This window comes from Diaminobutyricimonas aerilata (assembly GCF_002797715.1).
Lineage (GTDB): Bacteria > Actinomycetota > Actinomycetes > Actinomycetales > Microbacteriaceae > Diaminobutyricimonas > Diaminobutyricimonas aerilata.
The window spans coordinates 3416978-3439580 of sequence record NZ_PGFF01000001.1; the positions used below are offsets into that span (position 1 = coordinate 3416978).

The 22603-nt window shown below is 70.3% G+C and carries 25 protein-coding genes; 7 read left to right on the forward strand and 18 right to left on the reverse strand.

The window, feature by feature from the left end; genetic code table 11:
- Positions 1-36: 36 nt before the first annotated feature.
- Positions 37-1323, reverse strand: a complete 1287-nt coding sequence (locus CLV46_RS16195) for an ATP-dependent DNA helicase (RefSeq protein WP_100365726.1) — start codon at positions 1321-1323, stop codon at positions 37-39.
- Positions 1324-1402: 79 nt separating this feature from the next.
- Between CLV46_RS16195 and CLV46_RS16200 the strand changes: the two genes are divergently transcribed.
- Complete coding sequence (locus CLV46_RS16200) at positions 1403-2362, forward strand: hypothetical protein (protein WP_100365727.1); 960 nt, start codon at positions 1403-1405, stop codon at positions 2360-2362.
- A 27-nt stretch (positions 2363-2389) separates the two neighbouring features.
- Here CLV46_RS16200 and CLV46_RS16205 read toward each other — a convergent pair whose 3' ends face one another.
- The 13 genes from CLV46_RS16205 to CLV46_RS16265 form a co-directional block, all read right to left on the reverse strand.
- On the reverse strand, positions 2390-4369 hold the full coding sequence (locus CLV46_RS16205; protein WP_211282219.1) for a bifunctional copper resistance protein CopD/cytochrome c oxidase assembly protein: 1980 nt from the start codon (positions 4367-4369) through the stop codon (positions 2390-2392).
- Between the two features lie 108 nt (positions 4370-4477).
- Positions 4478-4750 carry an HU family DNA-binding protein gene (locus CLV46_RS16210; protein WP_100365728.1) on the reverse strand — a complete coding sequence of 91 codons (273 nt, stop codon included), beginning with the start codon at positions 4748-4750 and terminating at the stop codon, positions 4478-4480.
- 72 nt (positions 4751-4822) lie between these two features.
- On the reverse strand, positions 4823-5128 hold the full coding sequence (gene rpsN / locus CLV46_RS16215) for a 30S ribosomal protein S14 (RefSeq protein ID WP_100365729.1): 306 nt from the start codon (positions 5126-5128) through the stop codon (positions 4823-4825).
- A gap of 4 nt (positions 5129-5132) precedes the next feature.
- Positions 5133-5300: a 50S ribosomal protein L33 gene (gene rpmG / locus CLV46_RS16220; protein WP_018188987.1), complete on the reverse strand. Its 168-nt coding sequence runs from the start codon at positions 5298-5300 to the stop codon at positions 5133-5135.
- Complete coding sequence (gene rpmB, locus CLV46_RS16225) at positions 5300-5536, reverse strand: 50S ribosomal protein L28 (RefSeq protein WP_027464952.1); 237 nt, start codon at positions 5534-5536, stop codon at positions 5300-5302. The genes rpmG and rpmB overlap by 1 nt, the downstream gene beginning before the upstream one ends.
- Positions 5537-5805: 269 nt before the next feature.
- Positions 5806-6201: a Fur family transcriptional regulator gene (locus tag CLV46_RS16230; RefSeq protein ID WP_100366121.1), complete on the reverse strand. Its 396-nt coding sequence runs from the start codon at positions 6199-6201 to the stop codon at positions 5806-5808.
- Positions 6202-6212: 11 nt separating this feature from the next.
- Positions 6213-7064 carry a metal ABC transporter permease gene (locus CLV46_RS16235; RefSeq protein ID WP_170028642.1) on the reverse strand — a complete coding sequence of 284 codons (852 nt, stop codon included), beginning with the start codon at positions 7062-7064 and terminating at the stop codon, positions 6213-6215.
- A gap of 23 nt (positions 7065-7087) precedes the next feature.
- Positions 7088-7927 (reverse strand): metal ABC transporter ATP-binding protein, encoded by an 840-nt coding sequence (locus tag CLV46_RS16240; RefSeq protein ID WP_100365731.1) that lies wholly within the window; start codon positions 7925-7927, stop codon positions 7088-7090.
- Entirely contained in the window at positions 7927-8913 is a 987-nt protein-coding gene (locus tag CLV46_RS16245) for a metal ABC transporter solute-binding protein, Zn/Mn family (protein ID WP_100365732.1), read from the reverse strand. Before CLV46_RS16245 ends, CLV46_RS16240 begins: the two co-directional genes overlap by 1 nt.
- 85 nt (positions 8914-8998) lie before the next feature.
- Positions 8999-10471: a dihydrolipoamide acetyltransferase family protein gene (locus CLV46_RS16250; protein ID WP_100365733.1), complete on the reverse strand. Its 1473-nt coding sequence runs from the start codon at positions 10469-10471 to the stop codon at positions 8999-9001.
- Between the two features lie 12 nt (positions 10472-10483).
- A complete protein-coding gene (locus CLV46_RS16255) occupies positions 10484-11443 on the reverse strand; it encodes an alpha-ketoacid dehydrogenase subunit beta (protein WP_100366122.1) in 960 nt (319 codons plus the stop codon).
- Between the two features lie 14 nt (positions 11444-11457).
- Positions 11458-12600: a thiamine pyrophosphate-dependent dehydrogenase E1 component subunit alpha gene (locus CLV46_RS16260; protein ID WP_100365734.1), complete on the reverse strand. Its 1143-nt coding sequence runs from the start codon at positions 12598-12600 to the stop codon at positions 11458-11460.
- A 5-nt stretch (positions 12601-12605) separates the two neighbouring features.
- Complete coding sequence (locus CLV46_RS16265) at positions 12606-13700, reverse strand: histidinol-phosphate transaminase (RefSeq protein ID WP_100365735.1); 1095 nt, start codon at positions 13698-13700, stop codon at positions 12606-12608.
- A 156-nt stretch (positions 13701-13856) separates the two neighbouring features.
- Here CLV46_RS16265 and CLV46_RS16270 point away from each other — a divergent pair, with 156 nt between their 5' ends.
- On the forward strand, positions 13857-14282 hold the full coding sequence (locus CLV46_RS16270; RefSeq protein WP_100365736.1) for a phage holin family protein: 426 nt from the start codon (positions 13857-13859) through the stop codon (positions 14280-14282).
- Here the strand turns inward: CLV46_RS16270 and CLV46_RS16275 are convergent.
- Together CLV46_RS16275 and CLV46_RS16280 are read right to left on the reverse strand one after the other, a co-directional pair.
- Positions 14245-15678 carry a hypothetical protein gene (locus tag CLV46_RS16275; RefSeq protein ID WP_100365737.1) on the reverse strand — a complete coding sequence of 478 codons (1434 nt, stop codon included), beginning with the start codon at positions 15676-15678 and terminating at the stop codon, positions 14245-14247. The two genes, CLV46_RS16270 and CLV46_RS16275, sit on opposite strands and share 38 nt — an antisense overlap.
- Entirely contained in the window at positions 15668-15925 is a 258-nt protein-coding gene (locus tag CLV46_RS16280) for a hypothetical protein (protein ID WP_100365738.1), read from the reverse strand. Before CLV46_RS16280 ends, CLV46_RS16275 begins: the two co-directional genes overlap by 11 nt.
- A 127-nt stretch (positions 15926-16052) precedes the next feature.
- On the opposite strand from CLV46_RS16280, the gene CLV46_RS16285 reads away from it, so the two are divergent.
- Positions 16053-16574 (forward strand): low molecular weight protein-tyrosine-phosphatase, encoded by a 522-nt coding sequence (locus tag CLV46_RS16285; RefSeq protein WP_100365739.1) that lies wholly within the window; start codon positions 16053-16055, stop codon positions 16572-16574.
- Positions 16571-17956 (forward strand): adenylosuccinate lyase, encoded by a 1386-nt coding sequence (gene purB / locus CLV46_RS16290; protein WP_100365740.1) that lies wholly within the window; start codon positions 16571-16573, stop codon positions 17954-17956. Before CLV46_RS16285 ends, purB begins: the two co-directional genes overlap by 4 nt.
- A gap of 306 nt (positions 17957-18262) precedes the next feature.
- On the opposite strand, the gene CLV46_RS16295 is transcribed toward purB, so the two are convergent.
- On the reverse strand, positions 18263-18499 hold the full coding sequence (locus CLV46_RS16295; RefSeq protein WP_100365741.1) for a hypothetical protein: 237 nt from the start codon (positions 18497-18499) through the stop codon (positions 18263-18265).
- Positions 18496-19122, reverse strand: a complete 627-nt coding sequence (locus CLV46_RS16300; protein WP_100365742.1) for a hypothetical protein — start codon at positions 19120-19122, stop codon at positions 18496-18498. The genes CLV46_RS16295 and CLV46_RS16300 overlap by 4 nt, the downstream gene beginning before the upstream one ends.
- 138 nt (positions 19123-19260) lie before the next feature.
- On the opposite strand from CLV46_RS16300, the gene CLV46_RS16305 reads away from it, so the two are divergent.
- The 3 genes from CLV46_RS16305 to CLV46_RS16315 all read left to right on the forward strand — a co-directional run bounded on the left by CLV46_RS16305 (position 19261) and on the right by CLV46_RS16315 (position 22578).
- On the forward strand, positions 19261-20031 hold the full coding sequence (locus tag CLV46_RS16305) for a GntR family transcriptional regulator (RefSeq protein WP_100366123.1): 771 nt from the start codon (positions 19261-19263) through the stop codon (positions 20029-20031).
- Positions 20028-21047, forward strand: coding sequence for an ADP-ribosylglycohydrolase family protein (locus tag CLV46_RS16310; RefSeq protein WP_100365743.1), 1020 nt, complete (start codon positions 20028-20030; stop codon positions 21045-21047). Before CLV46_RS16305 ends, CLV46_RS16310 begins: the two co-directional genes overlap by 4 nt.
- Before the next feature lie 61 nt (positions 21048-21108).
- Positions 21109-22578 carry a purine-cytosine permease family protein gene (locus CLV46_RS16315; RefSeq protein ID WP_100365744.1) on the forward strand — a complete coding sequence of 490 codons (1470 nt, stop codon included), beginning with the start codon at positions 21109-21111 and terminating at the stop codon, positions 22576-22578.
- Positions 22579-22603 lie beyond the last annotated feature (25 nt).

Here is a 22603-nt window from a genome sequence, read left to right on the forward strand (position 1 = left end):
CATCAACGGCCCGCTTCGGCGGGCCGTTTCGTCGTCTCAGATCGCGGCGATCCCGGGGATCGGTGTCGCCCTCTCCATGAAGCGCACGACGTTCTGGTCGACGATGATGTCGGATGGGCGCAGCGGCCGCGTGAGATACAGCCCCTCGAGCGCCGTGATGCGGCTCAGGGCGACGTAGGTCTGACCCGGGGCGAACGAACGCTGACCGAGGTCGACGATCGCCGCGTCGTAGGTCTTGCCCTGCGACTTGTGGATGGTGACCGCCCACGCGAGCCGCAGCGGGAACTGCGTGAACTCGGCCACGACGTCCTTACGCAGCTGCTTCGTCTCGGCGGAGTAGCTGTAGCGGTACCGCTCCCAGATCGCCGGTTGCACCTCGTGCCGGTCACCGTCGATCTCGACCCACACCGTGTCGGCGATCTTCGTGACGACCCCGATCGATCCGTTCACCCAGCGCTGGTCGGGGTCGTTGCGCAAGAACATCACCTGCGCGCCGACCTTGAGCTCGAGCGCCTCGTCGGCCGGGTAGGCGCGGCCGCCGAACTCCCCGTTGATCTCCGCCTTCGCGGTGAGCACCCGGCCCGGCAGCCGTCCGAGCGCGAGCCCGTTGATGCGGTTCACCGTCGCGTTCGTCGTCGCGAGGGTGATGGCGCCCTCCTCGGGGGCCGGTCGCGAACCGACGGAGTTGAGCCGCTGGGCCATCTCGGCCGTCACCTGCCCGTGCCGCACGCCGGTGAGCAGGTACTTGAACTCGTCCTCGTGCTGGCGGTGGATGGTCGACAACTCGAAGATCTTGAGCTCCGCCTCGTCCCACACCTTCGCGTCGAAGAACCACATCGACCGGTAGTGGTCGGCGAAGTACGCGCGCTCCTCGCCGTCCCCGGGTACGGGGGCGAGCTGGTACGGATCGCCGAAGAGCACCACCTGCACACCGCCGAACGGCTCCTGCCGCTGACGCGCCTGGCGCAGGCTGCGATCCACCGCATCCAGCAGGTCGGCGTTCACCATCGACACCTCGTCGATCACGAGCGTGTCGATCGTGCCGAGCAGCTTGCGCACCTCGGGGCCCTGGTCGATGTCGTGGTCGGCGATGACGCCGATCGGCAGCCGGAACAGGGAGTGGATGGTCTGCCCGCCGACATTGAGCGCGGCGACACCCGTGGGCGCGCTGATCACGAGCTGCTTCGACGTGTTCCACGACAGGTGGTTGAGCAGGGTCGACTTTCCGGTGCCGGCGCGGCCGGTCACGAACACGTGCTCGCGCGTGGTCTCGATCGCGTCGAACACGGCCTGCTGTTCGGGTGAGAGAGGTGTGCCGATCACCGAACCTCCCGGGGCGTTCGCAACCTCCTCAATCTAACGCGAACGGCGACGGGGGCGCGCCGCGCCTTAAGATGAGGGAATGCGCCGCGCCCTCGTGACCTGGGGAGTCGTGGTCGCAGTCCTGGCCGCCGGCTTCATCGTGGCCGTCGTCGCCCTCAACGCGACCGTGTACGGCGCCGGGGGATACGTGAAGTCGTACCTCGATGCGCTCGCCCGTCACGACGGGGCGCGGGCGCTCGAACTCGCCCGCACCGCGCCGCTCCCGGAAGGGTCGGATGCGCTGCTGTCGTCATCCACGCTCGGCCGCCTCGAGGCGATCCGACAGGTCGCCGACGAGGACCTCGGCGGGGGAGTGCACCGCGTCGGGTTCGCGTTCGAGGTCGGCGGGGAGCCGGCGGAAGCGGCGTTCACCGTGCGCGGCGTCGCTCCGCGGTTCGGGCTGTTCTCGTCGTGGGAGTTCGTCGAGAGTCCGCTCGCCCGGGTCGACCTCACCGTGACCGGCGATCGTCGTTTCGAGGTGAACGGAGCACGAGCGGTCACCCCGTCGGAGACGAACGGCCCGAGCCCGTTCGTGATGTTCGCCCCGTCGAGCTACGAGTTCGCCCACGAGAGCCGGTACCTCACCGCCGACCCGGTGCGGGCGTCCGTTCTGCCGGGGATCAACGAGGTGCAGCTCGCCGTCATCGCGAACCCCGCGTTCGTCGACGAGGTGCAGGGGGAATTGAACGCGTTCCTCGACGAGTGCGCGACCCAGGAGGTGCTGCAGCCGACCGGATGCCCGTTCGGCAAGCAGATCGAGGACCGCGTCGACGGACCGATCGAGTGGTCGATGTCGACCTACCCCGAAGTGACGATCGTGCCGAGCGATCGGCCCGGGATCTGGCGGATGCCCGAGACGGCGGCCGCCGCGCACCTGCGAGTGCCGGTGCGCTCGATCTTCGACGGCGACGAATCGCTGCTCGACGAGGACGTGCCGTTCCTCATCTCGTTCTCGATCACCCTGCAGGACGACGGCGGACTGTTCATCCAGATCGAGTGATCCGCCTCGACCGCCGAGGCGCTGCCGTCAGCGGCGGTCGGAGCGGGCGGCCAGCATGTCGTTGTAGGCGTTGAGCTCCGCGTCCCCGTCGCGCTCCGCCGCGCGGTCGCGCCGCTTCGCCTCCTTCGAGTCGTCGCGGCTCCACATCACCGCGACGACGAAGGCGAGGATGACGGTCGGGATCTCCCCGACGCTCCAGGCGATGCCGCCACCGGCCTGCTGGTCGGCGAGGGCGCTCGGGCCCCACTCGCGGCCCATCGCGCCGTACCAGTCGGCGAGCAGCAGACCGGTTCCGCTCATGATCGCGAGACCGAAGAAGGCGTGGAACGCCATCGTGCCGAGCAGCAGCAGCAGCCGCAGGGGGTAGGGAGCGCGGTAGGGGACCGGGTCGACGCCGATGAGGGCCTGAACGAAGAGGTACCCGCTGATGAGGAAGTGCGTCACCATCCACCAGTGACCGACGTGGTCGGTCGTCGCCCAGCTGAACAGCGGCGAGTAGTAGAAGACCCAGAGGGATCCGGCGAAGATGACCGCCGCGACGATCGGGTTGGCGAGCACCCCGGCGACCTTGGAGTGCACGGCCCACATGATCCACTCGCGGGCTCCGCGCGAGCCGTCCTGCCGCTTGCGGATCGCCCGCAACGCGAGCGTGACCGGCGCGCCGGGCACGAGCAGCACGGGCACCATCATTCCGAGCATCATGTGCGCGAGCATGTGCGCGCTGAAGAGGTAGTGCTCGTAGGCGTTGACGCCGCCGTTGGTGATCCAGAAGAGCAGCAGGATGCCGGCGACCCAGAGCACGGTGCGGTGCACGGGCCAGCGGTCACCGCGACGATGCAGCCGCCAGACGCCCGCGAGGTAGAAGAAGAGCCCGAACCCGCAGAGGATCGTGAAGAGCAGGTCGAAGTCCCACGTGGTCAGGTAGCGCTCGAGGGTGAGCTCCGGCGGGAGCGGGCGTCCGGTGAGCAGCTCCGCCGGCGTCGGATCGGTGAGCTCGCTCGCGGGGGTGTCGGGGATCGGGGTGCGGGTGCGCGCGAGTCCCGACGCGACACCGCTCGCGAGCCCCATGAACGCCAGTTCCGCCACGACGAGCAGAGCGAAGCGGCGTCCCTCGGCACCGGCGGGCGCATCCGCCATGCGCCGGATGACGATGCGGCGCTGCACGGCGCCGAACAGTCCGAGGGCGAGCAGCGCCGCGGACTTCACGAGCACGAGCACGCCGTAGGTGCTCAGCAGGTACTCCCACGAACCGATGCGGATCTGCGCGCTCACGACACCGGAGACCGCGACCACGACGAAGCACGCGAGGGCGAGCGACGAGTAGCGCTCCACGAGGCGCACGAGCCGCTCCTTCGCGACGACGTTGCGCACGAGCGCGAGGGTGATGAGCCCGCCGAGCCAGACCGCCGCCCCGACCATGTGCAGCCAGATCGCCGTGACCGCCGCGTCGTGATCGGCGCTGCCCGCGGCGTGCCCCTGCTGCGAGATGGGGATGAGCGCGAGCACCCCGACGATCGCGGTGACGAGGATGACGACCTGATTGCGGGCGCCGAAGCAGACGACGGTGATCGCCGCGGCGAGCAGGGTGGTGCCGAGCCACGCCTGACCCGATTCGATGCTCGTGAGGTACGCGGCGTAGGCGTCGCCGAACCGGTCGTCGAGGGTGAGGGACGCACCGAGGGAGAGGAACGAGAACAGGCTCGAGGCGAGCGACGCGACGGCCCAGAGCGCGGCGGAGCCCGCGGCGACGTCGAGCGCGCGTCCGTATCCGGCTTCGTCGCGCGAGAACGCGAAGACCGCGAGGGCGAGGGCGCCGATCGTGCCCGCGGCGCCGATGTTGAACAGCAGCTTCGCCGTCGGCAACCCGTACCGCACGAGAGCGCCCGGGTCGCGGGTGAGTTCGGGGGCGGCGGCGCCTCCGCCGTAGGCGAGGGTCGCGAAGAGAGCGATGAGGGCCACGAGGAGCAGGACCGCAGGCCCCAGCACGCGTACCGCCCGATTCACCATGTCACTCTATTCGTTGCCCCCTGCGCATCCGCTCGGTTCGGATGCCCGCGCATCCGTGCCCGGAAATGACGAAAGGCCCGGCCGAAGCCGGGCCTTCCGTGAGAGGGACTACTTGACAGCAGCCTTCAGCTTGCTACCGGCCGAGAGCTTGACGCCGTTGCTCGCAGCGATCTCGATCGCCTCACCGGTCTGCGGGTTGCGTCCGGTGCGGGCAGCACGGCTGGTGCGCTCGACAGCGAGGTACCCGGGGATGCTGACCTTGGTGCCTTCGGCAACCTGCTTCGAGATCACCGAGAAGAAGGCGTCGATGACGCCGTTCACGGCGGACTGGCTCTGACCGGACTCAGCTGCGACAGCAGCGACCAGTTCGGTGCGGTTCATGTTGTGCCCTCCTCGGACATCGTTGGTAATGAGGTTCCCCCTGTGCCGAGGCCAGCGGGACCGACTCGAAACTTACCAGCTGGACTTCGTGATACCGGGCAACTCGCCCCGGTGCGCCATATCGCGGAAACGAACGCGCGAGATGCCGTAGTTGGCGAGGACACCACGCGGGCGGCCGTCGATGGAGTCGCGGTTGCGCAGACGCACCGGCGACGCGTTGCGCGGGAGCTTCTGCAGACCGATGCGGGCGGCCTCACGGGACTCGTCGGTGCCGTTCGGGTCGACGAGCGCCTTCTTCAGCTCGAGGCGCTTCGCGGCGTAGCGCTCCACGATGACCTTGCGCTGGTCGTTACGGGCGATCTTGCTCTTCTTGGCCATGTGTTTACCGCTCCTCGCGGAAGTCAACGTGCTTGCGCACTACGGGGTCGTACTTCTTGAGCACGAGACGGTCGGGGTCGTTACGACGGTTCTTGCGGGTCACGTAGGTGTACCCGGTGCCGGCCGTCGAACGGAGCTTGATGATGGGACGGACGTCCTGCTGCTTCGCCATCAGATCTTCTCCCCGCGAGCCAGGAGGTCCTTGACCACGGACTCGATTCCACGGGCGTCGATCACCTTGATGCCCTTAGCCGACAGCGTCAGCGTCACGTTGCGACGCAGCGACGGCACGTAATAGGTCTTCTTCTGCACATTCGGGTCGAACCGACGCTTGGTGCGTCGGTGCGAGTGCGAGATGTTGTGTCCGAAGCCGGGAACGGCTCCAGTCACCTGGCACACTGCGGCCATGGTTCCTCCAGGTCTACCGTAGGACGACGGTCGTCCTACCCAAGGTCACTTGTCGGCACGCACGAACCGCCGACTCGGTGAGGAGAAGAGGGATCTGCGCACAGGGCACGTCCTTCGAAGGACGGCCAAGGGAACATCCTACGCGACACGCCCATCCGCCGCCACCCCGCGTGCTCGCCCGCGCATCCGGGCCCCGCCACTCACGCCGCGCCGCGCATCCTCCGCGCCGCCCGGTGGATTCCGCGCGCGCTCGGAAATGCGGGCGGCAGCTACTTGTCCTTGCGGAGGCGGAAGCAGTCGACGCAGTAGCCGAACACGTCGACGACGTGACTGGCCTCGGAGAAACCGTTGTCGTAGGCGACCTGGTTCGCCCACTTCTCCACCGCATCCGCCTCGATCTCGACGGTCTTGCCGCAGTTGCGGCAGATGAGGTGGTGGTGGTGACTGCCGGGGGTGCACGCGCGGTAGAGGCTCTCGCCGTCCTGCTGCAGCGAGTCGGCCTCGCCCTCCTGCGCGAGATCGGCGAGCGCCCGGTACACGGTCGCGAGTCCGATGGGGGAGCCCGCGTTGCGCAGGCTCGAGTGCAGCGCTTGCGCGCTGACGAACCCGCGCGAGCCCCCGAGCGCTTCGCGCACGGCCTCCCGCTGCCAGGTGTTCCGCTTCATGGCCATGGATGCTACCTCCGCACTCCGAGCGCCGGCCTCGACCCGACCCGGCGTTCGCGCCGGGCGCCGAGGATGCGGCACACCAGGTAGATGAGGAACGAGATGGTGGTGACGTAGGGGCTGATCGGCAGGGATCCGCCGATCGCGAGCAGCGTGCCGCCGAGCATCGAGACGAGGGCGAACACCACGCTGAGCAGGGGAGTGAGCAGCGGGCTCGCCGTCACCCGCATCGCGGCGGCGGCCGGCGTGACGAGCAGGGCGAGCACGAGCAGCGCGCCGATGATCTGCACGGAGACCGCGACGGTGAGTCCGAGGAGCACCATGAACACGACCGACAACGCACCGGTGGGCACTCCGCGGGCGCGGGCGACGTCGGAGTCGACGCTCGCGAAGGCGAGCGGTCGCCACACGACGATGAGCACCGCGAGCACGAGCACCGAGATGCCGATCAACAGTCCGAGCTGCGGGGTGTCGACCGCGACGATCTGGCCGGTGAGCAGGCCGAACTTGTTCGCGCTGCGACCGGGGTAGAGGGCGAGGAACAGGATGCCGAGCCCGAGTCCGAACGGCATGAGCACGCCCACGATCGAGTTGCGTTCCTTCGCGCGTTGCCCGAGCGCCCCGATGAGCAGGGCCGCGATGAGCGACCCGACTACGGAACCCCCGACGACGTTCACCCCGACGAGCAGGGCGAACGCGGCACCGGCGAACGACAGCTCGCTGATCCCGTGCACGGCGAACGCCATGTCGCGGGTCATCACGAACGTGCCGATGAGACCACCGACGATGCCGAGCACGGCGCCGGCGATGAGGGAGTTCTGCACGAGGGCGAGCAGCGCCCCGTAGTCGTCGAATGCGAACATCCGCGACCAGATGTCGTCGAAGTTCACGAGTAGAGCCCGCCTCGCACGTGGTGCTCGAGGTGGTCGTGCACGCCGTAGCCCTCCGGGCTCTGGATGACGACGACCCGGCCGCGGGTGCGGATGACCTCGACGGGGGTGTTGTACATGTACGACAGCACCTCGCTGCGCAGCACCTCGTCGGGCGGACCCACGCGGAATCGCCCGCCGGCGAGGTAGAGCACCCGGTCGACCATGTCGAGGATGGGGTTCACGTCGTGGGTGACGAACACGACCGCGGAGTTCAGACGCTTGCGCTGCTGGTCGATCAGCTCGCTCACCTCGCGCTGATGCTGCAGGTCGAGGGAGATGAGCGGCTCGTCGCACAGCAGCAGCTGCGGGTCGCCGGCGATCGCCTGCCCGACGCGCACCCGCTGCTGCTCGCCGCCGGAGAGGGTGGCGACCGGCGCGTCGGCGAACGACGTGGCGCCGACCGCCTCGAGCACCTCGTCGACGCGGCGTCGGGTGGCGCGGGAGGGCACGGGCAGTCCCCAGCGCGTGCCGTCGACACCGAACGTCACGAGGTCGCGGGCGCGCACGGGCGTGCCGCGCTCCATGAGCTTCTGCTGCGGCACGTAGCCGACGCCGCGGCTGCCGCGCTCGACGGGGCGTCCGAGCACCTTGATGCGCCCGGAGGTGAGTTTCTGCTGGCCGAGCACGCTGCGCAGCAGGCTCGTCTTGCCCGTGCCGTTCGGGCCGAGCACGGCGAGGAACTCGCCCGGCCGCACCTTGAGGTTCAGGCCGCTCCACAGGGTGCGGTCGCCGAACGCCAACGCCCCGCCCTCGAGTTCGAGGACGGGGTCGCCAGTCGGTGCGGCTGCTGCCACTAGCTGAGGGCCTCCGTGAGAGCGTCGATGTTGTCGGACATCCACCCGATGTAGTCGGTGTCGTCGGGCAGGGTCTCGGTGAAGTCGACGACGGGTACGGATGCCGCCTCGGCGGCTTCTCGCACTCGTTCCGTCTCCGGTCCGGCGGTCTGCTCATTGTAGGCGAGCACCGCCACCTCGCCCGAGGCGATCACGTCGAGGGTCTCCTGCAGCACGGCGGGCGCGACGTCGGTGCCCTCTTCGATCGCCTCGGAGTACTGCTCGGGCGTGAGGTTCTCGAGCCCGGCCGCCTCGAGAAGGTACAGCGGCACCGGTTCGGTGATGGCGGCACCCGTCCCCTCGTGAGCGGTGTGCAGCTCCTCGACGCGCTGCGTCAGCCCGTCGAGCCCGGCGGCGAACTCCTCGTAACGCTCGTGGTAGGCCTCGGCGTTCGCGGCGTCGACCTCCTCGAGCACGTGCGAAATCTCGTGGGCGAGCTCGTCCATCGCCGCGAAGCTGTACCAGACGTGCTCGTTGAAGCCCTCGATGTGCTCGTGGGCGTGCTCCTCGCCCTCTTCGGCGTGCGGCTCCTCCGAGTGCTCCTCTTCGGCCGCGGCTTCGTCGTCGTGGTGGTCGTGCGGCTCGGTGCCCTCGATGAGTCCGGACGCCTCGGACGCGTTGATGACCTCGACGCCCTCGACACCCTCGAGCAGCTCGTCGATGAACGGGTCGTAGCCGCCGCCGTTCTCGATGACGATGTCGGCGCGGCTCACGGCGAGTCGGTCCTGCGCGGTTGCCTCGTAGCTGTGCGGGTCCTGCGCCGCACCGTCGATGATGCTCGACACCTCGATGTCGTCCCCGGCGACGGCGCGGGCGATGTCGCCGTAGACGTCGGTCGAGGCGACGATCGTGATGGTGTCGTCGTCGGCAGATTGTGCCGGACCGGCGGCGCAGCCGGCGAGGGCGAGCGCGGCGATGGCGGTGATCGGGAGGACGACTGATCGCATGACGGGCCTGTTCGACGGGGTAGGGATGCGGGCGAGCGCCCGGATCGCCACGCTAGTCGCTATTGATAACCGTTGTCAAAGCGGTTCAGTCGAGCAGGAGCGCCGGCTCCTCGATGATGCTCGCGACGTCCGCGAGGAAGCGGCTCGCCACATCCCCGTCGACGATGCGGTGATCGAAGCTCGCCCCGATCGTCGTCACGTAGCGCGCTCGCACCTCGCCGTCGACGACCCACGGCTTCTGCTTGATCGTGCCGAGCGCGACGATCGCCACCTCGCCCGGGTTCAGGATCGGAGTACCGGTGTCCATGCCGAAGGATCCGAGGTTGGTGATCGTGATCGTGCCGTCGGCCATCTGGGCCGGCTGCGTCTTGCCCTCACGAGCGGTGATGGTGAGCTGTTCGAGGGCCGTCGCGAGCTGCAGCAGGCTCATCGCCTGCGCGTCCTTCACGTTCGGCACGATGAGCCCGCGCGGGGTGGCCGCGGCCACGCCGAGGTTCACGAAGTGGTGCACGATGATCTCCTCATCGGTCCACGTCGAGTTGACGGTCGGGTTGCGCCGCACGGCCCAGATCATCGCCTTGGCCATGATGAGCAGCGGCGAGATGCGCACTCCTGCGAAATCGGCCGAGTTCTTCAGCCGCTTGACGAACTCCATCGTGCGCGTGGCGTCGACGTCGACGAAGACGCTCACGTGCGGGGCGGTGAAGGCGCTGCGCACCATCGCCTTCGCGATCGCCTTGCGCACACCCTTGACGGGGATGCGCTCCTCGCGCTCGGCCGGCCACTCGGGCGTCTGGATGTTGCGGAAGACGCTCGCCTGCTGCGCCTGGCGGATGACGTCGTCACGGGTGATGTCGCCGGAGACTCCGGTCGGGGTGACGACACCGAGCTCGACGCCGAGGTCCTTGGCGAGCTTGCGCACCGGCGGCTTCGCGAGCACGGACGATCCGGATGCGGCCGGGACCGCGCGCGGACGCACGGCCGGCTTCGCGGCTCCGGCGACGCGACGGCGCCGGGATGCCCCGTGCCCCTTGGCGCCGTAGCCGACGAGGTTGGCGGGGGTGGCCGGCGTGGCCGCGGGTTCGGCGGCGATGGTCGAGGCGACGTCCGCCACCTCCTCCTCGGCGGTCGCATCGGCGACCACGGCCGGGGCCGGCGTCTCGGCGGGTTCGGTGACGGCGGAGTCCTGCAGCCCGGGGGACGGGGTGACCGCGGGCGCCGCGGCCGGCGCGGTCGCGGTCGGCGCTGCGGCGGGCTGGGCGGGCGCGGTGGCGGCCGTCGCGGGGGCGACCGGAGCCGCGGGAGTCGTGGCATCCGCCCCGCTCGTCACCGTGATGATGGGCGTGCCGACCTCGACCGTGTCGCCCTCCTGCACGAGGAGCTCCGACACGGTGCCGACGAACGGCGAGGGCAGTTCGACGAGCGATTTCGCCGTCTCGATCTCGACGATCACCTGGTTGAGCGCGACGGCGTCGCCGGGCTGCACCTTCCACGCGACGATCTCGGCCTCGGTGAGACCTTCGCCGACGTCGGGCAGCGGGAATTCGGAGGTGGCCACGGCGGCTCCTTCTCAGTAGGCGAGCGCGCGGTCGACCGCATCGAGGATGCGGTCGGCGTCGGGCAGGTAGTTGCCCTCGAGCTTGGCGGGCGGGAAGGGGGTGTCGAAGCCCGAGACGCGGATGACCGGGGCCTCGAGCGTGTAGAACGCCTGCTCGGCGACGGTCGCCGCGATCTCGGAGCCGACGGAGACGTTGCCGGGCGCCTCCTGAGCCACCACGAGGCGTCCGGTCTTCTGCACGGAACTCAGCAGCGGGCCGTAGTCGATGGGGGAGATCGAGCGCAGGTCGACGACCTCGATGCTCGTGCCCTCGCCGGCGGCGATCTCCGCGGCCTGCAGCAGCATCGCCACCATCGCGCCGTGTCCGACGACGGTGATGTCGCTGCCCTCTCGGGCGACGACGGAGGAGTGCAGGTCGGTCGTCGGGTTCTCGGTGTCGACCTCGCCGCGCACCCAGTAGCGGCTCTTCGGCTCGAAGAACAGCACCGGGTCGAGCGAACGGATGGACTGCTGGATCATCCAGTACGCGTCGTGCGGGGTGCTCGGGCTCACCACACGCAGGCCCGGGGTGTGCGCGAAGTACGTCTCCGGGCTCTCCTGGTGGTGCTCGATGGCGCCGACGTGTCCGCCGTAGGGCACGCGGATGACGATGGGGAGGCTGAGCGCGCCCTCGTGGCGGTAGGTGAGCTTCGCGAGCTGCGACGTGATCTGGTCGAAGGCGGGGTAGATGAACCCGTCGAACTGGATTTCGCACACCGGACGGTAGCCGCGCATGGCGAGACCGATGGCCGACCCGACGATCCCGGATTCGGCGAGCGGGGTGTCGAGCACGCGCTGCTCGCCGAACTCCGCCTTCAAGCCTTCGGTGACGCGGAACACGCCGCCGAGCGAGCCGATGTCCTCGCCCATCATGAGCACCTTGGGGTCGTCGAGCATCGCGCGACGCAGGCCGCTGTTGATGGCCTTCGACATGGTGAGCTTCTCGGTCACGCGCTCGCCTCCCCCTGCTGCTCGTCCTGCTGGTCGGCGAACTGCGCCTCGTACTGCTCGAGCCAGGCCCGCTGCTCGTCGACGCGCGGATGCGGTTCGCTGTAGACGTTGGCGAACACGTTGCTCATCGGCGGGCTCTCGAGCGCGAGCGTGCCGCGTCGCACATCCGCCGCGGCGTCGAGCGCCTCGGTGCGCACGTCGTCGAAGAAGGCGTCGCCCTCACCGCGGGAGCGCAGGTACGCCTCGAAGCGCTCGATCGGGTCGCGCGCGGTCCACCACGCCATCTGCTCGTCGTCGCGGTACTTGGTGGGGTCGTCGCTCGTGGTGTGGGCGCCGATGCGGTAGGTGAGCGCTTCGATGAAGCGCGGTCCGGCGCCCGAGCGGGCGGCATCGAGGTCGCGGGCGCTGACCGCATAGCTCGCGAGCACGTCGTTACCGTCGATCTGCGTGCTCGGGATGCCGAACCCGGCGGGCCGCAGGTACAGCGGGGTGCGCGACTGGCGGGTCACCGGCACGGAGATCGCCCACTGGTTGTTCTGCAGGAAGAACACCTGGGGCGTCTGGTAGCTCGCGGCGAAGACGAACGCCTCGCTCACGTCGCCCTGGCTCGTGGCCCCGTCGCCGAAGTAGACGAGCACGGCCGCGTCGCGCTCCGGGTCGCCGGTGCCGGTCGCCCCGTCGAAGGTGAGGCCCATCGCGTAGCCGGTGGCGTGGAGGGTCTGCGACCCGATCACGAGCGTGTAGAGGTGGAAGTTCTGGTGCTCCGCCGGATCCCATCCGCCGTGGCTGACGCCGCGGAGCATCGCGATGATCTTGATCGGGTCGACGCCGCGGATGCGCGCGACGACGTGCTCGCGGTAGGCGGGGAAGATGTGGTCCTGCGGGCGCGCGGCGTATCCGGAGCCCACCTGTGCGGCCTCCTGGCCGACACTCGGCACCCACAGTGCGAGCTGCCCCTGCCGCTGCAGGTTGGCCGCTTCGAGGTCGATGCCGCGGATGACGACCATCTGGCGGTGGAACTCGCGCAGTCGATCGTCGTCGAGCCGGTTGATGTACGGCCAGAGCTCGGCGTTCGCGTCGTTCTCGACCGGCCTGCCCTCGGGCGACAGCAGTTGGATCGTCGCCTCGGTGTAAGACATGCCGTCTAATCTAGCCCGGGGTCCGCGGGCTTCTTTCGGAGGTTCTGAACAACCTCTTGAGCAGATCGCAGTAGCGCCTCCACAGACTCCCGCTCGCCGATGCTGATCCGGATGCCCTCCGGCGCGAAGGGTCGCACCACGATCCCGTTGCGTGCGAACACCTCGGCGGCCTCTTCTGTCGCGGCCCCGGTGGGCAGCCAGACGAAGTTGCCCTGGGCCTCCGGGATCCGCCAGCCCTGCTGGCGGAGGTCGTTCGCGATCCGCTCCCGCCGCACCGCGATGTCGGCCACCCGCTCGAGGAGTTCGAGCTCGTGGTCGAGCGAGATCAGCGCCGCCCGCTGCGCGTGGTCGATGACCGAGAGCGGGATCGCGGCGGATCGCGCGGCGTTCAGGATGTACTCCGCGCCGAGGGCGAAGCCGATCCGCAGGCCGGCGAGGCCCCACGCCTTGGAGAAGGTGCGCAGCACCACGAGGTTGGGGTAGCGGCCGAGCAGGTCGACGCCTTCGACGGCGAACGGGTCGGTGACGAACTCCTGGTAGGCCTCGTCGAGCACGACGAGCACCGTCGGTGGCACCTTCGCCATGAACGCCTCGAAGTCCGACGCGGTGACGATCGTGCCGGTCGGGTTGTTCGGCGTGCACACGATCACCATGCGGGTGCGCTCCGTGATCGCCGCGGCCATCGCGTCGAGGTCGTGGCTGCCGTCCTCGCGCAACGCGACGGGCACCCCGGTCGACCCGGAGACGAGGATCATGCTCGGGTACGCCTCGAAGCTGCGCCACGCGTGCACGACCTCGGTGCCGTGCCCGCCGACCGCTCCGAGCAATTGCGCGAGCACCGCGATCGAGCCCGATCCGAGCTGCACCTCGCCGGGGGCGACGCCGTAGCGCTTGGCGATCTTCGTGCGGAGGGCGATGCCCGAACCATCGGGGTACCGGTTGATCGGCACGTCGGCGAGCGCCTCGACCACCGAGGGCAGCGGGGGGAACGGGTTCTCGTTCGACGACAGCTTGAATCCGTCGGGCGCGGCGGCGCGGCCCTGCGAGTAGGCGGCGAGCGCGGCGATCTCGGGACGGATGGTGACGCGGGTCTCGGACACGGTCCCAGCCTACGAGCGCGTGCGGAGTCCGCCGTCCGGTCGCGGAGACACCGCCAGCGCGGGTGCTGACATACGTCGCCGTCCCCCGTCTTGCACGTCTCCGCCCGCGCTGAGCGCGCATTGCGGCGCACATGCCCGCGCGGGCATAGTGGGGCCATGGGCCGATTCCTGCTGCGTCTCCTCGTCAACGCCATCGCGTTGTGGCTCACGACGCTGATCGTCGCCGGGGTGACGGTCGTCGCGTTCCCGCCGATCGGCAGTGCGCCCGGCACCACTCCGGGCACCGTCGAGACGGTGCTTACGTACCTCATCGTGGCGCTCATCTTCGGCGTGGTGAACGGCGTGATCGGCAACATGATCCGCATCGTCGCGTTCCCGCTGTACATCCTCACGCTCGGGCTCATCGCCCTCATCGTGAACGGCCTGCTGCTGCTCCTGGTCGCCTGGATCTCGAGCCTGATCGGCTTCGGTCTGCACGTCGACGGCTTCTGGTGGGGTGTGCTCGGAGCGCTCGTGCTCGCGCTGCTCAGCTGGCTGATCGGCATCATCCTGCGTCCGCTCGTCGGTCGCCAGCAGCGCTGATCCGCTCCGCTCGGTACTCGTAGACGGTCACCGGGCCCCCCCGGTCGCCCTCCCACGCGGCGCGGTGCTGCGCGAGCGGCGGCGCCTGCGCCGCATCCATGAGCTCGGCGGTGTGGCGGTATTCGTCGCGCGCGTGCGCGGGGAACCACTCCTCGGGCACCTCCCGCCCGGCGAAGGCCTGACGCTCGACGAGAACCGTCTCGCCGGACTCCCGGCGCCCGCCGGCGGCCGGCACGAGATCGTCGGTGTGCTCCACCGCCACGGCGGGCACCGAGGCGGGCACGTCGATCTGCGCGGTCGGCGCCCCGAAGGTGATGAGCCCCTCGGTCGCGTAATCGCCGGAGGCCGCCAGTCGCGCGGCGACGAGTCCGCCTTGCGAGTACCCGGTGAACTCGACCGGAGTCTGGGCGGTGACGCCCGCATCCGCCATCGCCTGCCGCACGGCCCGCTCGGACCCGGACGGAAGATCCGCGGAGCCCCACAGATTGCTCGTCGAGTCGAACGGCTCGTCGCCCGCCACGGCGGAGAAATCGGCCGTCGCGCCGATGTAGACCGAGAACCGGTCGGGCGCGCCGTGCACCGACTGCCGTTCGATCCGGATCTGCTCGGCGCCGGCCGGGATGCGCGAGAAACGGTCGGCGAAGCCGGTCGGCTGCGCGGCGTGCGCGGTCGCGGTGCGCCGGGTCTCGATCGGCGTCTCCCGGTACAGGCCGACGGCAGATCCCAGACCGACGGCGAGCGCCGAGGAACTCGCGATGCCGAGCACGCCGAGTCCCCGCTCCCCGAGCATCTCGATCACCGGCGCGGGCACCCCGAGAGCACCCGCGATCGTCTCGTCGAGATCGCTGACGAGGCTGCGCAGCACCCACGCCGTCACCGGGTGCGTCAGCAGGGACCGCTCCTCGGCGAGCGCCCCCGCGGCGGCATCCAGGGTCTGCTGGGCACCACGGCGTTCGAGAAGCGCTCCGACGAGCCAGCCGGCCACGACGCCGGCCGTTCCGGGGAAGAGCGTGAGGAGGATCAGGGGCAGGATGCGCCCGATGTTCTGCGCCACCCACGCCTGCGCGCGTTCGATGACCCGGTTCGCTGCGGCATCCGCCGCGCCGTACGCCTCGAGGGCCGCACCGACGGCGCGCTCGAGCAGTCGCGCCTCGGTCACGAGCCGCCCGAGCGCGGCGAGGGAATGCTGCATGTCCGCTTCCGCCCGGCTTGCGGAGATCGGCGCGTCGGCGCGCGTGAGTCCCGCGTCGGTGACGTAGCGATCGGCCTCCAGCACGTGCACGCGGGCCTGCTCGAAGCACTCGGTGGCGCGCCGCAAGCGCAGGACCTGTTGCCACACCGTCTCGGTGGCGACCGCGAAGAATCCCCCACCCGAGACGATCAGCTCATCCGGCACGGCCGGCCAGGGTCGTGATCGCCGCGTCGGTGTTCGCCCGCGCATCGGACACCCGCGCCCGCGCCTCGACGGCGTGCCCGCGCACGGTGTGCCGAGCGCCGTCGAACGCGTCGCGTGCCGGTCCCCGCCAGTCCGCCGGGGAGTCGCGCGCGAGCAGCGCCGCACCCTCCTCGAGCGCGTCGAGAGCACGATCCAGCCGGGAGCGCTGCGCCTGCAGGCCGCCGGTGACGTCGGGAATGCCGATCATGGTCCACCTCTCTGCCGCTTCCGATCGTCGTCGTGCGTCCGCATCCGCGGTTCGGCTCCACCCACATCCGTGCACGGCTCCAGATCTCGGACAGTTGGGGAGGACGGGGGTGCGCCACAATGGGCGCATGAGTCTGGGGCGCACCTTCGATACGACGGCGCGCTTCCGACTCTGCTTCGTCTGCACCGGGAACATCTGCCGATCGCCGATGGCGGAGGCCGTGTTCCTCGACCTCGTGCGACGCAGCGGGCGCGAGGGGGCCATCGCCGTGACCTCCGCCGCGACCGGCGACTGGCACGTGGGGGAGAGCGCCGATCGACGCACGGTCGACGCCCTCGCGCGCCGCGGACTCGATGGGGCCGCGCACCGCGCGAAACAGTTCGATGCCGACTGGTTCGACGACCTCGACCTCGTGATCGTGTTCGACCGCAGTCAGGAACGCACCCTCAAGTCGTGGGCGACCACCGAACAGGACCGCTCGAAGGTGCAGCTGCTGCTCGACTTCGATCCGGAGTCGGCCGCCTCCGAAGTGCCCGACCCGTACTATTCCGATGCCGCCCTCTTCGACACCGTGCTCGGGATGATCGAGCGCGCGTGTACCGCCCTCTACCGGCAGATCGAGCCGGGAATCCGACAAGGAGCCTCATGAGCCCCCTCCCCCCTCAGCCCCTGAGCCCGCTCGACGGCCGCTACCGCCGCGCGGTCGGCGCGCTCGGCGAGTACCTCTCCGAGGCCGGTCTCAACCGCGCCCGGGTGCAGGTCGAGGTGGAGTGGCTCATCTTCCTCACCGACCGCGAGCTGTTCGGATCCCGCCGCCTCGACCCCGAGCAGCAGCGGCGCCTGCGCCTGCTCGTCACCGAGTTCGGGCAGGCGGAGATCGACGAGCTCGCCGAACTCGAGGGGACCACCCGCCACGACGTGAAGGCCGTCGAGTACCTCGTGCGCCGGCGCCTCGACGCCCTCGGACTCACCGACGTCGCCGAGCTCACCCACTTCGCGTGCACGAGCGAGGACATCAACAACCTCTCCTACGGCCTCACCGTCGGCCAGGCCGTACGCGAGGTGTGGCTGCCGCGTCTGCGCGAGGTCGTCGCCGCGCTCGAGGAGCGCGCGAAGGCGCACCGCGACGTGCCGATGCTCGCGCACACCCACGGGCAGCCCGCCACCCCGACCACGTTCGGCAAGGAGCTCGCGGTCACCGTGCACCGCCTGCGCGGCGTCATTCGGCGCATCGAGTCGGTGGAGGTGCTCGGCAAGTTCAGCGGAGCGACCGGCACGTTCTCGGCTCACCTCGCCGCCGGTCCGGATGTGGACTGGCCCACGCTGTCGCGGGAGTTCGTCACATCGCTCGGCCTCGTCTGGAACCCGCTCACCACGCAGATCGAGTCGCACGACTGGCAGGTCGAGCTGTTCCAGGCGGCGTCGCACGCCGGTCGCATCCTGCACAACCTGTGCACGGACGTGTGGACCTACATCTCGATGGGCTACCTGACGCAGATCCCGCAGGCGGGCGCGACCGGGTCGTCGACGATGCCGCACAAGATCAACCCGATCCGCTTCGAGAACGCGGAGGCGAACCTCGAGCTCGCGAGCGCCCTGTTCGACTCGCTCGCGCAGACGCTCGTCACCTCGCGGCTGCAGCGCGACCTCACCGACTCGACGACGCAGCGGAACATCGGCGTCGCGTTCGGGCACTCGCTGCTCGCGCTCGACAACATCGCGCGTGGACTCGACGAGGTCGCGGTGGACGAGGAGAAGCTCGCTGCAGATCTCGACGGCAACTGGGAGGTGCTCGGCGAGGCGATCCAGACCGTCATCCGCGCCGAGGTCACCGCCGGCCGCAGCTCGATCGCCGACCCCTACGCGCTGCTCAAGGAGCTCACGCGCGGCAAGCGCGTCGGCGCCGCCGAGTTGCGCGACTTCGTCGAGGGACTCGACCTGACGGATGAGGCGAAGGCGCGCCTGGTCGCCCTCACCCCGGGTGGGTACACGGGTCTGGCGAGCGCGCTCGTCGACCACCTCGACGACTGAAGTTCGCCCGCCGCGGTCTCGGGTCGCGGGCGGCGGCCGGGGCGGCGGCGAAACGGATGTGGGCGCCACTTCCAGGAGATGGCGCCAGTCGAAACGGACGCCATCTCCTGTAACTCGCGCCGACGACGGGGACTGCCGCCGTCGCGGCGCATGATCAGCGGGTCGGGCTACACCTTCGCGCCCGCGCGGCAGTTCTTTCCGTAACGCGGACGAGATTCTGTAGCGCGACGGTCCTATTGCCCGGACGGCCGCGCGAGGACGGGGCGCGGTGACGGGCGCCCGCACCGCTAGAGCGCAGTCGGCGGGTCAGTGCCCGTCGCCGGGCGGACGGCGGGTGTCCTCGTCGCCGCGCGGGGTCGTCGCGAGCGCGAGCATCGCGAAGACGACGAGCACGACGATGAACGACACCCCCGTGAACACGAAGGTGAGGTCCCACTGGCGGGTGGACATCAGCACCACCAGGCCGATGAAGAGGGCCATGCCGGCCGCGAGGCCGACGAGTTCGGCCGGGCGCGTGCGGTCACGTCGATTCGGAGCCGTCATCGCGGCGTCACCTCCGCGGAAGTCGGGGCGGCGGACGACACCCAACGCAGGGAGAGCCCGCCGATGATGAGGAACACCGCGAGCACCGCGGCGTAGGCGCCGATGACGCCGACGGCGACGATCGACGAGGTGAGGGTGCCCGAGACGCCTTCGATGCCGCTGAACTCGACGACGAGGTCGGGCGGAAGGAACACGAGCACGGCGGCGAGCGCGAGGGTGAGGATGCCGGCGAACAGGCTGTCGCGGGTGCCGTCGATCCGGCGGCGGCCGCGGAGCGCGAAGGCGAGTTCCAGCACGCCGGTCAGGACGGCCCAGGTCACCACGAGGCCGAGCAGGTAGGCGACGCCCGCGGTCATCCCGACCAGGGCGCCGACACCGGCGAGCGCCGTGAGCACCCCGTGCGCAAGCACGAGCCGGGCGGAGGTGCGTTCCGGCACGGCGCGCGTGGCGAGCGCGGCGATGAGGGCGCCGGACACGAGCGCGAAGACCCCGAACGCCACGAGACCGAACGAGGCGGAGTGGTTCGGCGAGAAGGTGATCACGGCGGCGAGGACGGCTGACGGGATCGCCCGCGCGATGGGGAGCGACCAGTGGAGCGCGCGGGGCGCGGCCTCGACAGACACAGGGCCCTCTCTGGTGGATTGCCCTCCGATTCTACGGCGTACCCGCTGCATGCCCGCCGCGGGCGCCGGCTCGCGGCGGTCGAGCAGCGGATGCCCGCCTCTTGTCATCCGTACCGGCGGTGCTGTACAAGTATGTACATGTCCACACGAGACGACGGCGTCATCGGCCCCGCCCGCTCTGCGCTGCGCTCCTTCGGCAAGCGCTCGTCGATCGTCAAGGAACTCGAGACAGCGATCCGCCGCGGCGAACTCAAGGCCGGCGCGCAGCTCGACGGCGAGAACGCCCTCGCCCGCCGGTTCTCCGTCTCGCGCGGCACGGTCCGGCAGGCGCTCGAAGACCTGAAGGACCAGGGCCTCATCACCACCGTGGGCGGCATCGGCTCCTTCGTCACGTTCGACGGCGTCGCGCTCGACCAGTCGCTCGGCTGGGCCCGCGCCCTGCAGCAGGCCGGGGGCGACGTCGACACCCGCGTCGTCGACATCGAGCTCGTCGAGTGGACACACGTGCCCCAGGTGGACGCCGCCGACGCCGACCGAACGGGCGCCGCTCGCGCGGTGCGGATCCGTCGACTGCGCTCCCTCGCAGGCGAAGGTCCCATCTCGTTCGAGGTCTCGGTGCTTCCCGCGGTGAATGGATTGGAACGGCTGCCCGACACCGGGCTCGTCGACGGCTCCATCTGGGCGACCTTGCACTCCGCGGGACTGCGCGCGGTTCGGGGCACGCAGGATGCCCGACTCGGGCGCCTCGAACCGGAGGCGGCGACCCTGCTCGGCCGCGCCCCCGGAGAGCCGTTCCTGTGCACCGACCGGTGGTCGTACGGACCGGACGGCCGCCTCGTCGAGTACGTCGCGGCACAGCTCCACCCCGACCACTTCCGCCTCACCGTCACGTTCGGAGATCCCGCATGACCGCCTCGCCCACGCTCGTCGACCGCGCGACGGCGGCCCTGCTCGGGCTCGCGATCGGCGACGCGCTCGGCATGCCCACGCAGTCGATGAGCCGTGAGCGGATCGCCCGCACCTACGGCTCCATCGAGACGCTGCGGGATGCGGATGCCGAGCAGCCGATCGCCCCGTCGATGCCGGCGGGCAGCATCACCGACGACACCGAGCAGGCGCTCCTGCTGGGTGACCTGCTCGTCGCCGGAGGCGGACGCCTCGACCCGCGGACCTTCGCCGACGCCCTCTCCGAGTGGGAGCGCATCATGGCCGCCAAGGGCTCGCGCGACCTGCTCGGTCCCTCGACGAAGGCGGCGATCGCGGCGATCCAGCACGGGGCGACGCCGGAGGACGATCCGGGTCGGTTCGGCACGACGAACGGCGCCGCGATGCGCATCGCCCCCGTCGGCGTCGCGTTCCGATCGGACCACGCGGTGCTGCTGCCGGCGGTCGCCGAGGCGTCCCGCCTGACGCACAACACCGGTCTCGGACTCTCGGGCGCCGCGGCCGTCGCGGCCGCCGTCTCCCACGCGCTCGACGACGCCGCCGCGACGAGCCACTCCGTCATCGCGGCAGCCGCGACGGCGGCCGACGCCCTCCGGACTTCGGGGAACTGGGTCGCCGGGGGTGCGATCGGCCCCCGCATCCGATGGGCGAGTGCGACGATCGTGCCGCTCGACGAGGCCGACGCCCTCGACTTCGTGGCCGACGTCGTCGGCACGTCCGTCGCGTCGCAGGAGTCCGTGCCCGCCGCATTCGCGCTCATCGCACGCTTCGGCGACGATCCCTACGCCGTGCTGCGTCACGCGGCCGCCCTCGGCGGCGACACCGATACGGTCGCCGCGATGGCCGGAGCCGTGTTGGGCGCCCTCCACGGCATGACGGCGTGGCCGGATGACGTCGTCACCCGGGTCGTCGAGGTCAACGACCTCGATGTCGGCCCGCTCGTGAACGGACTCCTCGACCTGCGTCTCGCCGCCGCCTGACGCATCCAGCGCCCGGCCGCGGGCGACAGCTCAGCCTCACGAACTCAAAGGAGAGAAGACAATGGCCCACACCGTGAACGCGTCGGAGTCCGACGCGAGCCCGACGACCGACACCCAGCGACTCGGCGCGCTCGAGCAGCGCGGGATCGAGCCCGTACCGCCGGGGGAGCGCACCGGCCGCCCGATGCAGCTGTTCTGGGCGTGGTTCGCCGCGAACATCTCGATCCTCGGGCTGCCGTTGGGCATCTCGCTCATCCAGGGCGGCCTGAACCTGTGGCAGGCCGTGCTCGCGGCGGCGATCGGAGCGGTCGGCTCCTTCGCCATCGTCGGCGTCATCTCGATCGCGGGCCGCCGCGGCCACGCCCCGAGCCTCACCCTCTCCCGCGCGGTCTTCGGAGTGCGCGGCAACATCGGACCCACCCTGGTCTCCCTGCTCTCCCGGCTCGGCTGGGAGACGGTCAACACCGCCACGGCGGCGTTCGCGCTCGTCGCGCTCAGCTCCGTGCTGTTCGGCACGAGCACGGACCCGCACCAGGTGCCGGTCATCGCCCTGGCCAGCATCGCGGTCTTCGTCATCTGCACCGTGATCGTGTCGGGCCTCGGGCACGCGACGCTCATGGTCATCCAGAAGTGGGCGACGTGGATCTTCGGCGGGTTGAACATCGTCGTCGGCGTGTTCCTGCTCACCCAGATCGACTGGGCCGCCGTGTTCGCGGTGCCCGCCGGCTCGACCGCCGCTCTCATCGTCGGCATCGGCACGATCGCGGGCGGAACGGGCATCGGATGGGCGAACGCCGGGGCCGACATGTCGCGGTACCAGGGCGACCGGGTCCCGGCCGGGCGGATCGTCATGTCGGCCGCGGCCGGCGCCGGCATCCCGCTCGTGCTGCTCATCGCCCTGGGCAGCATGCTCGGCGCGGGCGACGCGGAGCTCGCCGCGGCCGCGAACGGACCGGTGAGCGCCCTCACCGAGGTGATGCCGTCCTGGCTCGCCGTCGTCTACCTCGTGACGGCCTTCGGCGGACTGCTCGTGAGCAACCACATGTCGGTCTACTCGGCGGGCCTCAGCACCCTCACCCTGGGCATCCGGATCAAGCGCGTCTACGCCGTCATCGTCGACGTCATCGTCACGACCATCGGCGCCATCTACTTCGTGCTCATCGCCGACAACTTCTACGTTCCGTTCATCTCCTTCATCGTGCTGCTCGCCGTGCCGATCACCGCGTGGGTGGGGGTGTTCATCGCCGACATGATCCGACGCCGCGACTACGGCGGCGACGATCTGCTCGACCTGTCGCCCCGGTCGCGCTTCTGGTACCGCGGCGGCGTCGAGTGGGGCGCGACGGGCGTGTGGGCGCTGGCCATCGTCATCGGCTACCTCTTCGTGCAGGCCGGGCCGTCCGACGCCCCGTGGTTCACCGGACCGCTGCACGGCACGTGGTTCGGCGAGAGCGGTCTCGGCTGGGCGATCACGCTCACCGTCTCGTTCCTCGGCCAGCTCGCGCTCGGCGCCCGCACGCGCCGCGCCTGACCGACCCTTCCCGGAGGAGCACCCG

Bases quoted from the DNA above. Each gene is read 5' to 3' on its own strand.
- CLV46_RS16200 (WP_100365727.1), top strand. From the start codon at position 1,403: ATGCGCCGCGCCCTCGTGACCTGGGGAGTCGTGGTCGCAGTCCTGGCC.
- CLV46_RS16205 (WP_211282219.1), bottom strand. From the start codon at position 4,369: ATGGTGAATCGGGCGGTACGCGTGCTGGGGCCTGCGGTCCTGCTCCTC.
- CLV46_RS16210 (WP_100365728.1), bottom strand. From the start codon at position 4,750: ATGAACCGCACCGAACTGGTCGCTGCTGTCGCAGCTGAGTCCGGTCAG.
- rpsN (WP_100365729.1), bottom strand. From the start codon at position 5,128: ATGGCCAAGAAGAGCAAGATCGCCCGTAACGACCAGCGCAAGGTCATC.
- rpmG (WP_018188987.1), bottom strand. From the start codon at position 5,300: ATGGCGAAGCAGCAGGACGTCCGTCCCATCATCAAGCTCCGTTCGACG.
- rpmB (WP_027464952.1), bottom strand. From the start codon at position 5,536: ATGGCCGCAGTGTGCCAGGTGACTGGAGCCGTTCCCGGCTTCGGACAC.
- CLV46_RS16230 (WP_100366121.1), bottom strand. From the start codon at position 6,201: ATGAAGCGGAACACCTGGCAGCGGGAGGCCGTGCGCGAAGCGCTCGGG.
- CLV46_RS16235 (WP_170028642.1), bottom strand. From the start codon at position 7,064: ATGTTCGCATTCGACGACTACGGGGCGCTGCTCGCCCTCGTGCAGAAC.
- CLV46_RS16245 (WP_100365732.1), bottom strand. From the start codon at position 8,913: ATGCGATCAGTCGTCCTCCCGATCACCGCCATCGCCGCGCTCGCCCTC.
- CLV46_RS16255 (WP_100366122.1), bottom strand. From the start codon at position 11,443: ATGTCGAAGGCCATCAACAGCGGCCTGCGTCGCGCGATGCTCGACGAC.
- CLV46_RS16260 (WP_100365734.1), bottom strand. From the start codon at position 12,600: ATGTCTTACACCGAGGCGACGATCCAACTGCTGTCGCCCGAGGGCAGG.
- CLV46_RS16270 (WP_100365736.1), top strand. From the start codon at position 13,857: ATGGGCCGATTCCTGCTGCGTCTCCTCGTCAACGCCATCGCGTTGTGG.
- CLV46_RS16280 (WP_100365738.1), bottom strand. From the start codon at position 15,925: ATGATCGGCATTCCCGACGTCACCGGCGGCCTGCAGGCGCAGCGCTCC.
- CLV46_RS16285 (WP_100365739.1), top strand. From the start codon at position 16,053: ATGAGTCTGGGGCGCACCTTCGATACGACGGCGCGCTTCCGACTCTGC.
- purB (WP_100365740.1), top strand. From the start codon at position 16,571: ATGAGCCCCCTCCCCCCTCAGCCCCTGAGCCCGCTCGACGGCCGCTAC.
- CLV46_RS16295 (WP_100365741.1), bottom strand. From the start codon at position 18,499: ATGACGGCTCCGAATCGACGTGACCGCACGCGCCCGGCCGAACTCGTC.
- CLV46_RS16305 (WP_100366123.1), top strand. From the start codon at position 19,261: ATGTCCACACGAGACGACGGCGTCATCGGCCCCGCCCGCTCTGCGCTG.
- CLV46_RS16310 (WP_100365743.1), top strand. From the start codon at position 20,028: ATGACCGCCTCGCCCACGCTCGTCGACCGCGCGACGGCGGCCCTGCTC.
- CLV46_RS16315 (WP_100365744.1), top strand. From the start codon at position 21,109: ATGGCCCACACCGTGAACGCGTCGGAGTCCGACGCGAGCCCGACGACC.